Source organism: Methylocystis iwaonis (assembly GCF_027925385.1).
Lineage (GTDB): Bacteria > Pseudomonadota > Alphaproteobacteria > Rhizobiales > Beijerinckiaceae > Methylocystis > Methylocystis iwaonis.
In genome coordinates this window covers 1920848-1932332 of record NZ_AP027142.1, presented here as the reverse complement: position 1 = coordinate 1932332, position 11485 = coordinate 1920848, and the positions used below count along the sequence as shown (strand labels likewise).

Here is an 11485-nt window from a genome sequence, read left to right as displayed (position 1 = left end):
GGATGAGACCTAAGTGTTTGGCGAAGTTGCAGAAGCTCCTCATGCTGAGGAGCCTGCGCAGCAGGCGTCTCGAAGCACGAGGGGCATCACCGCCACTTTGTCGGCAATCTGAGCGGCGCGAAAGCGTCGCCCTTTCGTTACGGAAGCGGCCAATGATATTCCGGATTGCGTTCTTTCTTATTTTTGCCTGCGCCGCCACTTTTGCCCGCGCGGAGCTCCTTGGCATGCAGGTCGAACGCTCGGTGACAGAGGCGGAGATGAAAGCCTCCTTGCGGGAGGTCGCGCTCGTCGACGAAAAAGGCGCCCCGCTCGATCTGCGCGCGCTCATGGCGAATGGCAAACCGACGCTTGTTTCCCTTTGGGCCTATTGGTGTCCCAATTGCCTCGGGGAGGTCTCCGGCTACAAGGCAATTGCCAAAGCCTGTCCGCAACGCTGGAACATCGTCGTCGTTTCGGCGATCGCAAAGGACTTCCCCAAGGACCTCGCGAAGTTCAAGAGCTACGGTCTGCCCTGGCAAATCTACCGCGTCGGCGATTCGAGCAAAACCGACCTCGCCAAGGCGAAGGCCGCGCGCGCCTTCTACGGCGAGACCAAAGCGGGCGGCGTGGCGACGCCCCTGCATTATTTCCTCGACGCCTCCGGCGCCGTCTCCGCCATTGTGACAGGCAAGATGAACTTTGCGGAGCCTGACCGGCTCGCGGCGCTCTGCTCGATGTGACAGCTTTCCGCCTGTTCCGGCGCCGCGCGAAAATGCACTATGGTCGCGCCGTTGGATTCGGGCCGCCATCGCCATGGAGGACACATGCTCGAGCTGGTCGCGACGTCAGATAATCCCATTCCCGACGGCGCCATCGTTCAGCAGTTGAAGGCCTATGATGGCAGACGCCTGCGCGCCGCGATCTTCCCCTGCCCGACGACGGCGCGCGGCACGGTCGCCGTTTTCCAGGGACACAACGAGTTCATCGAGAAATATTTCGAGACGATAGAGAATCTGCGCAAGCGGGGCTTCGACGTCGTCGCACTGGATTGGCGCGGACAGGCGGGCTCGGAACGCGAACTCGCCGATCCGCGCAAAGGCCATGTCGACGATTTCTCGCAATATCAGCGCGACCTCGACGTCTTTGTCGCAGAAGTGCTGAGCCCCCGGCCGCAGCCCTGGTTCGCGCTCGCCCATTCGATGGGCGGCGCCATCATGCTCGATCTCGCGCATTCCTCCCGCCCGCCTTTCGAGCGCATGGCGCTCATCGCGCCAATGGTCGACCTCGCCAATCTGCCTTTCCCGCGCGGCGCGCGATGGCTCGCCGATACGCTCGATATGCTCGGCCTCGGCGCCCAGTTCATCCCTTTCGGCGGCGGGCGCAACTATCTCGAATTAGCCTTCGAGGGAAACAAGCTCACGACCGATCCAGTCCGCTTCGCCCGCAATGCGCGCATTATCGCGGCGGCGCCGCAGCTCGTCATCGGCGATCCGACGATCGGCTGGGTCAACGCCGCCTTCCGCCTGATGAAGCGTTTCGAGGCGCCGGAATTCGCGCGCGCCATTCGCACGCCGACGCTGATTTTCGAGGCCGGGCGAGAGAAAATCGTATCGAACGCCGCCATGGAGCGCTTCACGCAAAATCTCGACACGGGCGCGCTGCTCACCATCGCAGGCGCCAAGCACGAGATTTTGATGGAGCGCGATGAGTTGCGCGGGCAGTTTTGGCGGGCGTTCGACGCGTTTATTCCGGGGTCGGGAGCCATCTGACACCATTTCCGTTCGAACAGCTCGCATCGGACGCGTGTCATTCCCGGCGGGCTGAAAGCCCGACCGGGAATCCAGAGCCACAACAGCGCTGGTTTTGCGCAGAACCCGTCATTGCGAGCGAAGCGAAGCAATCCAGGGCAGCGATGCGGCCCTGGATTGCTTCGTCGGCTCCGCCTCCTCGCAATGACGGCGGTGATTCCATGGGGGTCCAAATGGCGCGAGCGGCGGGGATGGCGCCGAACCAATCGAGCGGAACTCGTTTGATTTTTGTGATGTCCCGCGCCGCGTCGACAACGCGTACGATGTGAGGCGCCCGCAAGCGCGCGCCTACTGGCTAAGCAACCTCATCGCCGCCTCGTGCAGCGCCTTGTCGCCCGCCGCGACAATCGCGCCGCCTTTGGCCGGATCGCCGCCATCCCATGTCGTGACGACGCCCCCGGCCCCTTCGACGATCGGGATAAGCGCGACAATGTCATAAGAATTGAGCCCCGCTTCGATCACGAGATCGACATGGCCGGCGGCGAGCGCGCAATAGGCGTAGCAATCGCCGCCATAGCGCGAGAGGCGCACTTGCGATTCCACGCGGTGGAATTTATCGCGCAGCGCCGGCTCGATGAGCAGCGGCGAGGTTGTCATCAGCGTCGCCTGGGCGAGCGTCGGGCAAGGGCGCACGACGAGTTTGCGCCGCTCCTCCGCTGCCTTGCCATGGCGCGCCGGCCCGCGCCAGAAGGCGGCCTCGCCGTCGCCGTGGAAACGCTCGCGCGTGAAGGGCTGATGCATCAGGCCATAGCAGGGGCGCCCGCGATGTGAGAGGCCGATGAGCGTGCCCCATGTCGGAAAGCCGGAGATAAAGCTCTTCGTTCCGTCGATCGGATCGAGCACCCAGACATATTCAGCGTCCTGGTTCTTCGAGCCGAATTCTTCGCCGATGATTCCGTGACTCGGGAAGGTCCGCTCGATCAGCCGACGCATCGCGATCTCGGCGGCGCGATCCGCCTCCGTCACCGGATCAAACGCCCCGCCATGCGCTTTATCGTCCGCGGCGATCGCCGTGCGAAAGAACGGCATGACGGCCTCGCCGGAAACGTCGGCGAGCTCTTCCACGAATTTTTCGAAATCGACGACTGTCATAGATGCTCCAGCGACGAGAGGCCGCGTTTATTCTGCGGCCATCCTGCGCGGGCCGCCAAAGGATTCGCCCAGTTCGACATCTTGAGCAAGCCCGGCGACGACCTCTGCGAGGTCGGCGGCGACCGACACAAAGCGGTCGTTCTTTTCCAGAGTCGCCTCATTCATGTAAAGCCCGCGCGAGACTTCGATCTGCAGCGCGTGCCAGCCGGCGCGCGGGCGGCCGAAATGCTCGGTGATGAAACCGCCGGCATAGGGGCGGTTGCGTTGGACATTGTAGCCCCGCGCGGAAAGCCGCGCCTCGACGCCGTCGACGACGCTCGGCGCAACGCTCGCGCCATAACGATCGCCAATGACGAAATCGACCCGCTTCTTTTCCGCGCCGGCGAGCGGCGACGCGCCGCGCGCGCCGGAGGATGGCATGGAGTGGCAATCGACGACGATGGCGACGCCGAAGCGGCGGGCGGCGCGCTCCACAAGCGCGCGCAGCTCCGCGTGATAGGGCTTATAGAGCGCTTCGATCCGCCGCAGGCCTTCATCGAGCGATATGCGGCCAGCGTAGATTTCCCGAGCGTCGGCCGCCACCCGCGGAACGGTGCCGAGCCCCGCCGCGACCCTGAGCGAGCGCGTATTGGCGAACTGCGGCAAAGGCCCCTCGAACAGCTTCGGGTCGAGTTCATAGGGCTCGCGGTTGAGATCGAGATAGGCGCGCGGAAACAGCGCGCGCAGCATCGGAGCCCCGACCGACCGCGCCGACTCGAATAATTCGTCGACATAGGCGTCTTCGGAACGGCGCAGGGAAAGGGCGTCGAGTCTTGCGGCGTCGAGGAAGCGCTGAGGATAGACCCGCCCGGAATGGGGAGAGGAGAAAACGAGCGGCGACAGGAGTTCGTCCGGCTCGATCACCTGGAAAGGCGGCGACAGCTCGGGGTCGAGAGGCGACTCTTCGCGCGCGCCCTCTTCCCCTTGTGCTAAGTTTCGGCCATCCATCGAATCGTCCCGGCCCGCTCCGACCCGCCTGGCGCGCCGCCATGGCGCGCCGCAAGCTTTGAAAGGTTCTATCGTCCAGCCTTCTAAGTTACCCTCACGCGGCCGGGTTTTCACCCGATATTTACAGGCTGGGGTTCATATGGAAAAAACCCCCTCGAGAGGACTGAGATGAACGAGAGCCCGACGGCGAAGATCCTGCTCGCCGAAGACGACAACGACATGCGTCGCTTCCTGGTGAAGGCGCTACAGCAGGCGGGTTTTTCGGTGACCTCCTTCGATAATGGGCTCTCCGCCTATGACCAGCTCCGGGTCGAGCCTTTCGAGCTGCTGCTGACCGACATCGTCATGCCGGAAATGGACGGGATCGAGCTCGCCCGCCGCGCGACGGAGCTCGACCCCGACATCAAGGTCATGTTCATCACGGGCTTTGCCGCCGTCGCGCTGAACCCCGACAATCAAGCCCCGCGGCAGGCGAAGATTCTCTCCAAGCCCTTCCATCTGCGCGACCTCGTGACCGAGGTTCAACGCATGCTCGCCGCCTGACGCGCGGACTCCTCGGCCGTCATCTCGCGAAAAGAGCTTCATAGACCCGGCGCGACAAAGATGGCGGCCGGTAGACCATGATTCCGGCGATCTCCAGCGTCTGCTCCTCGAAAGGAACATGCGCGGGCCCCTCCATCAAGGTGAGATCGCCGGGAAGCCCCATCAACGCCGCTTCCGATTCCGGCATGTCGAACACGACGCTTTCGCCCGCTGGGAGCGCTTGCGCGACGTAATGGAGAATAATCAGATTCTCCACAGCCTCGCGCGCGAGCGACTGGGCATTTTTGCGGATCGTTCGATCGCCAGCCCTAATCGCATAGCAACCGCTTTGTTCGGTCGACCGCAGAAGAGCGGCGACGAGGCGGCCGCGAATATTCCATTGGCATCCGCCGCCCCGGGCGATCTCAACGAATGCCCCCTCGAACACGGTTGCGCTGCGTTGCAGACGGGAGACCGGCCCCGAAATCGACGCCTGCGTCGCATCGGCGTAGCAAAAGCGCATGTTGAGCGCCGCTCCCCGCGGCGTCGGGATCGGCTCACGCAGACGCTCGGCGACCGCTTGCGCAACGCGGCCGAAAGAAGCGGCGTCGAGATGCTTGTGGTCGACAAACTGACTCGCATCGATATGGCCGAGTATGTCGGAGAGAAAGAGGCAGGCTGCGCCCCGCTTTTCCGCCGCAGTCCTGTAGATATTGTCGAGGAACAACGATCCTTCAGCCTCGCCCTGCCCTTCGTGGGGCCGCAGACAAAGGCAGAGGAACAAAACCGCGATCCGTTCGCGCGCGCAGAAGGTCAGGACGTCGGTGAGCGTATCGGCGATGATCCGGGGATCGAGGCTCTCGCCCGCCAGCCAAACAGTGTCGTTCAGCGTATATTCGAAAATGATCGCGTCAGGCCTCGGATCGCCGTCCCGCGCCATTTTGAGCAGGCGCAGGAGCCCGAAAAGCGAGCCGACCGCCCCGAGGAACTTGTTGTCGAAAACATGCTCGGGCGCAATCTTCGCCAGCTCCGCCGCCCAGCCGTGCTTCGGACTGGAATTGGAGCCGCCGAGAATCATGATTCGCAAGGTCTAGCCTCCGTGCGCTGGCCATGTCCGACGCACTCTTTATGGTGAAGCGTCGAGGCCCGCCAGACTTGAGTCAGAAGGGCTTCTCGGATAGAGGACATCGAAACCAGGGATTGGCCGGGAATCGTCGCGATCTTCTCCCGGATGCCGCCGACAACGCTTCCTGATAGCCAGCCAGAACGCCCCAAATATGCATTTTATTATTGACGCCGACACCGGTGATCAGATCGTAGGTTGGCTCGCGCCGGATAATCCGTCGGAGATACCGAAATTCATTATTTCGATCCCCGGACGCGATGACATCGAGATCTCGGCAAATTTGCTCAGAGCCGACATCCGCGACTTCGGCCTCCATTCGACGGGTCAATGCGGCTTCTCCATCGGCCCGGATATCGTGCCCGACCTCGCGCATCTGCCCGAGGTCGAGATCATCGAAGGCGACAACCATCTGCCAATCTACCGGCGGTTTCAGCCGGACCACGTCGAGCGCAAAATATTCCTGTTCGACTGCACGCTCATTCCACAGCGCCGTATCCTGCAGGAAATCAACAATCGATTCAGCCTCAGCTACTTCAATTCCGAGCGCAACGGTCTCGAAACGACCATCGCGCTCATCGCCAACCCCTTCTGCAAGTCCATTTTCATCTCGGGTCGATCCCTGCTGCTGCGCTACAACGACCTTCTGAAAGAAAAGGGCTATCTGCGGATGGCCCTGCTGCGCGAGCCGCATGAGGAGCTGGCGGAGCGGCTTTATTTCCTGAACTTCCTCGTCAAGGAGGGAAGCGCCGACTCCTCCTTCGCCGGCTATACGACCGGCGTGAAGTCCCTTCTCGAATTCGCCGCCAACCTGCCCTTCAACGATCAGAAGGCCCTGACCAGCGCGTTTCGTGGCACGACCGAGCAACAACGCCGCGAGCTCATGAGCCCGATGACCAAAGTCTTTGGCTGCGACGTCGATGAAATGCCCAAGAACGCCAATGTTTCCCGAGCGCTCGACGCCCTGGCGGACTTCGACGTCGTCGGCACGCGCGAGCGCTTCCCGCTTTTCAAGGATCTCGTGACAGCCGCCGCCGGGGCGAACATTTTCGGGGACGAAGAGCCCGTCTTTTTCCAGAGCGTGAAGACTTTGGCCGAATCTCTCGCAAAGATCGGCATCGTGAACGACCTTCTCGCCGACGATCTCGCGCTCTTTAAATATGTCGACGAAGCGATTGGCGAGAGCCTGAGTGACCCCGATATGCTCATGCAGGGCGGGAGCTAGGTTGAGCCGCCGCTTTTTTGCCCGGAAACCTTGCCGACGACCAAGCATTGCGCTATGAGCGCACCAAATCGTCAGCTTCGACCGGCCGCCCCGCGCCGACAGGCGTCTCGGGGTCGTGACCGTTTCAAATCGCAGGAAGGACGCGTTCGATGAAAAACGAAATCCACCCCGACTATCACACCATCAAGGTGGTGATGACCGACGGCAGCGAATATTTGACGCGCTCGACCTGGGGCAAGGAAGGGGACACGATGAATCTCGACATCGATCCCAAGACCCATCCGGCCTGGACCGGCGGCTCGGCCCAGCTCCTCGACCGCGGCGGCCGTCTCTCCCGCTTCAACTCGCGCTTCGGCGGCCTGAGCTTCGGCAAGAAGTAAGCTTCTGCCTGCGTCTATTTAGACAGATCAAACGCCGGAGCGCCCTGCCGCTCCGGCGTTTTTCTTTTGATCCCAAAAATAAAAACGGCGGGACTGCCGTCCCGCCGCCGGAATTTCGACAAACCTACCGAGGCGGCCTCGTCCTTCGAGACGCGAGCTTCGCTCGCTCCTCAGGATGAGGCCTAAGTGTTTGGCCTAGATGCAGAAGCCCCTCATGCTGAGGAGGCTGCGCAGCAGCCGTCTCGAAGCGCGAGGGGCGTCGACCCCACGTCGATCTGGCGGAGCCGGCTTCTCTATTGGGCGAAAGCGTCGCGCAGCTTGGCCAGTTGCTCCTGGACCGGGCTTGGCGCGGGCGTCGCATTGGCGGGCGCAGCCTCGGGGCCGGCGTAAATCAACTGATCGAGGTGGATGATCCGGGCCTGCAGGCGCAGCGAATGCAGCGCGAGGTCGCGCAGACGCTGCGGGAGGCGCTGGAAGACATCCGGCGCCGACGCCAGCTCCTGCTGGTGCAGCTTGACGCGATGCCGGTCGCTTGCCGCCTGGCTGCGGGTGAGTTCGCCTTGGTTCACCGCGCGCTGCAAGAGGAGCCACGAGGCGATCTGCATCAAACGGGTCGTCAGCCGCATGCTTTCGGCGGCATAGGCCAGCGCTTCGGTGCGCGGCAGCTCTTTCGCTTCGTCGCGGCCCGCGCCGTCGAGATAGGCCGCCGCCTCTTCCACGAGGCCCATGCCTTCTCTGAACATCATGCCGAAAGCTTCGGAGCCCGCGAGCTTTTCGACGAAGGATACGGGCTGATTCTGTTCACCCCGACTGTCACTTACACGACCCATGATACGCTCACGCCCATGCCGGTCTTCGAGCCCCGGCGAAATTCGATATATGGGACCTTAGCTCAATTGACAGAGACGCGCTTGCTTAAGCGTTTTTTAACCTTAACAGTGACGCCTATTCCACGGCGATAAAAAGCGCCCCGGCGCTACACCGGATTCACCATAGGCAAAGCTCGTTCGACGCGAGAGGCGCCTTCGATAAATCAATCACTTGCAATGAGTAGCGCGCACTCTCTCCTCAAAAATTGATAGACTTTTGCGGAGAGAAAGCGCTCCAGCCTTTATAAATCCGCGCACGTCCTCATCGCTCGCATGATTGCGAACGGAGAACGCGCTAGCGCATGAAAAACGCAGTGGCGTCGAGCTTTTCGTGCTGCGCCTTTTCGGCGCGCGGGAGCTGCAAAGCGCCAAAGCAGAGGGCGAGAAGAACAACCGTCCGGAGAAATTGGCCGGCGTCGATACGCGTATATTTCGGCGTCGCTTTCGGCTGCCGAAAAGCCGGGGGCTGGCTGCGGAGCGCGGAACGATAGAGCGCAATCATGGCCTGAGGCCGATCGTGACGCGTCATTCCGAAATCGACGTCCATGTTCGCCATCGGCGATGCTCCGTTCAAACGCGATTATGTAAAGAATTTGACTAAAATGCTTAACACACAGTTAAGACCCTGCCAGCCCCCATGCTAATCCCTCGCAAATGCTTGACGTATGGACCAGCGAAAGGCATGTCGTGGCTCCCCCCTGCGCGCCCCGAGGCTTCTTCCGATGATTCGCTCCGCTTTGATGAATGTGATGACCGCCGCCGCCATCAAGGCCGGCCGCGGCCTGAAGCGAGATTTCGGCGAAGTCGAAAATCTCCAGGTGTCGGTGAAGGGACCGGGGGACTTCGTTTCCGCCGCCGACAAGCGCGCCGAGAAGACCCTTTTCGAGGAGTTGTCCAAGGCCCGCCCCGGCTATGGCTTCATCATGGAGGAAGGCGGGACGGTCGAAGGCTCGGACAAAAGCCACACCTGGCACATCGATCCGCTCGACGGCACGTCGAACTTCCTGCACGGCGTCCCCGTCTTCGCCGTCTCGGTGGCTCTGGAGCGCGACGGGCAGCTCGTCGCCGGGCTGGTCTATAATCCCGCGACGGACGAGATGTTTGTCGCCGAAAAGGGCCAGGGCGCCTATTTCAATAATCGGCGCATGCGCGTCGCCGCGCGCCGGTCTCTGGCGGAGTCGATGGTCGCCTGCGGCATCCCGCCCCTCGCCCGCGCGCGCGACCATGAATCCTTCAAGAAGGAGCTTTCGGCCGGCATGGCCAAGATCGGCAATATCCGCCGCATGGGCGCCGCCGCCATGGATCTCGCCAATGTCGCCTGCGGCCGTTTCGATGGCTATTGGGAGCGCGGCATCAATTCCTGGGATGTCGCGGCGGGCATTGTGCTCGTGCGCGAGGCCGGCGGCTTCGTGAGCGACCTCTCGGGCGGGTCCGACATGCTGACCAAGGGCGAAATCTGCGTCGGCAACGAGGCGATCCACCGCCAGCTTCTCGACGTGATGAGGAAGGCGTGAGCGCCTGCCCGGGTCCGGACGCGGCGGCCTGCGCGCCGCCCGCGCCGCGCCTGCGCCGTCGCGAGGACGCCGATCTGGCTGAGATGCTCGATCTTTGGGTCGCCTCTTGGCGCGCGGCCTATCCGGAGATCGATTTCGACGCCCGGCGGGATTGGCTGACGCAGCAAATCGCAGCGCTGGAGGCGAAGGGCGCCGCCACCCTCTGCATTTTCGCTGAGGACGGAGGGCCGCTCGCGGGATTTGTCGTGATCGACCCCGAAACCGGCTGGCTCGACCAGATTTGCGTTGGTCCCGCCTATCAGGGCGACGGCTATGCGGACGCGCTGATGGCGGCCGCCCGCGCGCTGTCGCAGGGTGTCATACGTCTCGACGTCAATGCGGACAATATGCGCGCGATCCGTTTCTACGAGCGCCGCGGCTTCGCCGAGATCGGCCGCGGCGCCAACACGCTCTCAGGCCGCAAGACGATCATGATGGAGTGGCGGGCCGCGGAATAGGCGGCCCTTCTTCCGATCAGGGAGCGTCCTCGTCGGGGATCGCCGCCTCTTCGCCCAGATGCGCGATGCGAATCATATTGGTCGCGCCGGGTGAGCCGAACGGCATGCCGGCGACGATGATGACGCGGTCGCCGTCCTCGCCGAAACCCTCGCCCTTGGAATATTCGCAGGCGCGCTTCACCATATCCTCGATGTCCGTGGCGTCGCGCGTCTCGAGCGCGTGAACGCCCCAGACCAGCGCCAGCCGCCGCGCGGTGTCGCGCTTCGGCGTCAGGGCCAGGATCGGCGATTGCGGACGTTCGCGGGCGATGCGCAGGGCTGTCGTGCCCGACGACGTCCAGGCGCATATCGCCTTCGAGTGCAGCGTCTGCGCGACGTCGCGCGCCGCCACGGCAATGGCGTCGGCATAGGTCGGATTGGCCAGCTCGCCGCGCTGAGCGTTGATGATCGAGCGGAACACCGCATCCGTCTCGACCTCTTCCGCGATGCGGCTCATGGTCGCGACGGCGTCCTGCGGATATTGGCCGGCGGCGCTCTCCGCCGAAAGCATCACGGCGTCGGCGCCCTCGAAGACCGCCGTGGCCACATCCGAGACCTCGGCGCGCGTCGGCAGCGGCGACAGGATCATCGACTCCAGCATCTGGGTCGCGATGACGACCGGCTTGCCGAGCCGGCGCGCCGAGCGGTTGATGCGCTTTTGCAGCCCCGGCACGCGCTCGAGCGGCACCTCGACGCCAAGATCGCCGCGCGCCACCATCAGCGCGTCGGAGACCTCGATCACCTCGTCGAGGCGGTGGATCGCCTGCGGCTTTTCGATCTTGGCCATCACAAGGGCGCGTCCCTTGGTGATCCGCTTCACCTCGACCACGTCCTCCGCCCGCTGGACGAAGGAGATGGCGACCCAATCGATGCCCTGCTCCAGCGCCGCGTCGAGATCGGCGCGGTCCTTCGTGGTCATCGAGGTGATCGGGATTTCGGTATCGGGCAGGCTCACGCCCTTGCGGTTGGAGAGCCGGCCCGCGACGTCAACAACGGCGTGGGCGCGGTCCGGCGCAGCCTCGACCACATGCATCCGCACGCGGCCGTCGTCGATCAGCACGGTGTCGCCCACTTTGAGCGCCGCGAGGATTTCAGGATGCGGCAGACGCACGCGCGTGACGTCCCCGGGGGTGGGGTCGGAGTCGAGGATGAAAACGTCGCCCTTACGCAGATGGACGGAGCCCTCCTCGAAAGCGCCGATGCGCAGCTTCGGGCCCTGGAGATCGACCAGAATGCCGATCGCCTGCGACATCTCCGCCTCGATCTCGCGGATGACGCGGACGTAATTGGCGAGAGCCGCATGGTCGGTGTGGCTCATGTTGATGCGGAATACGTCGGCGCCCGCGCGCACGAGACCGGCGATGACCGCCTTGTCGACCGTCGCCGGTCCGAGCGTCGCGATGATCTTGGTCCGCCTGAGCCTTCTCATTTTCGTTCCTGAATCCTTTTG

Annotated in this window: 13 protein-coding genes; 7 read left to right on the top strand and 6 right to left on the bottom strand. The window is 63.3% G+C overall.

The features are described from left to right. Positions 1-224 precede the first annotated feature (224 nt). Positions 225-719 carry a TlpA family protein disulfide reductase gene (locus tag QMG84_RS09285; RefSeq protein WP_281927435.1) on the top strand — a complete coding sequence of 165 codons (495 nt, stop codon included), beginning with the start codon at positions 225-227 and terminating at the stop codon, positions 717-719. A gap of 84 nt (positions 720-803) precedes the next feature. Then, positions 804-1748, top strand: coding sequence for an alpha/beta fold hydrolase (locus QMG84_RS09280; RefSeq protein WP_281927434.1), 945 nt, complete (start codon positions 804-806; stop codon positions 1746-1748). A 327-nt stretch (positions 1749-2075) separates the two neighbouring features. Here the strand turns inward: QMG84_RS09280 and hisN are convergent, their stop codons facing one another. Next, the gene (gene hisN, locus QMG84_RS09275) at positions 2076-2879 is read right to left on the bottom strand and encodes a histidinol-phosphatase (RefSeq protein ID WP_281927432.1); all 804 of its coding nucleotides are present in this window, start codon (positions 2877-2879) and stop codon (positions 2076-2078) included. Positions 2880-2906: 27 nt separating this feature from the next. Then, on the bottom strand, positions 2907-3866 hold the full coding sequence (locus QMG84_RS09270; protein ID WP_281927431.1) for an N-formylglutamate amidohydrolase: 960 nt from the start codon (positions 3864-3866) through the stop codon (positions 2907-2909). Between the two features lie 168 nt (positions 3867-4034). Between QMG84_RS09270 and cpdR the strand changes: the two genes are divergently transcribed. Beyond that, positions 4035-4409 (top strand): cell cycle two-component system response regulator CpdR, encoded by a 375-nt coding sequence (cpdR, locus tag QMG84_RS09265; protein WP_281927429.1) that lies wholly within the window; start codon positions 4035-4037, stop codon positions 4407-4409. Positions 4410-4428: 19 nt separating this feature from the next. On the opposite strand, the gene QMG84_RS09260 is transcribed toward cpdR, so the two are convergent. Continuing rightward, positions 4429-5475, bottom strand: a complete 1047-nt coding sequence (locus QMG84_RS09260; RefSeq protein WP_281927427.1) for an SGNH/GDSL hydrolase family protein — start codon at positions 5473-5475, stop codon at positions 4429-4431. A gap of 190 nt (positions 5476-5665) precedes the next feature. Here QMG84_RS09260 and QMG84_RS09255 point away from each other — a divergent pair, with 190 nt between their 5' ends. Then, positions 5666-6736 carry a hypothetical protein gene (locus tag QMG84_RS09255; protein WP_202071579.1) on the top strand — a complete coding sequence of 357 codons (1071 nt, stop codon included), beginning with the start codon at positions 5666-5668 and terminating at the stop codon, positions 6734-6736. Positions 6737-6885: 149 nt separating this feature from the next. Beyond that, positions 6886-7116 carry a 50S ribosomal protein L31 gene (rpmE, locus tag QMG84_RS09250; RefSeq protein ID WP_202071578.1) on the top strand — a complete coding sequence of 77 codons (231 nt, stop codon included), beginning with the start codon at positions 6886-6888 and terminating at the stop codon, positions 7114-7116. Positions 7117-7409: 293 nt separating this feature from the next. Here the strand turns inward: rpmE and rcdA are convergent, their stop codons facing one another. Together rcdA and QMG84_RS09240 are read right to left on the bottom strand one after the other, a co-directional pair. Continuing rightward, on the bottom strand, positions 7410-7946 hold the full coding sequence (gene rcdA, locus QMG84_RS09245) for a protease adaptor protein RcdA (protein ID WP_202071577.1): 537 nt from the start codon (positions 7944-7946) through the stop codon (positions 7410-7412). A gap of 334 nt (positions 7947-8280) precedes the next feature. Continuing rightward, positions 8281-8541: a hypothetical protein gene (locus QMG84_RS09240; protein ID WP_281927426.1), complete on the bottom strand. Its 261-nt coding sequence runs from the start codon at positions 8539-8541 to the stop codon at positions 8281-8283. A 166-nt stretch (positions 8542-8707) separates the two neighbouring features. Between QMG84_RS09240 and QMG84_RS09235 the strand changes: the two genes are divergently transcribed. Further along, positions 8708-9499 (top strand): inositol monophosphatase family protein, encoded by a 792-nt coding sequence (locus QMG84_RS09235; protein ID WP_281927425.1) that lies wholly within the window; start codon positions 8708-8710, stop codon positions 9497-9499. Continuing rightward, on the top strand, positions 9496-9996 hold the full coding sequence (locus tag QMG84_RS09230) for a GNAT family N-acetyltransferase (protein ID WP_281927424.1): 501 nt from the start codon (positions 9496-9498) through the stop codon (positions 9994-9996). The genes QMG84_RS09235 and QMG84_RS09230 overlap by 4 nt, the downstream gene beginning before the upstream one ends. A gap of 16 nt (positions 9997-10012) precedes the next feature. Here the strand turns inward: QMG84_RS09230 and pyk are convergent, their stop codons facing one another. Then, complete coding sequence (gene pyk, locus QMG84_RS09225) at positions 10013-11464, bottom strand: pyruvate kinase (protein WP_202071574.1); 1452 nt, start codon at positions 11462-11464, stop codon at positions 10013-10015. Between the last annotated feature and the right edge of the window lie 21 nt (positions 11465-11485).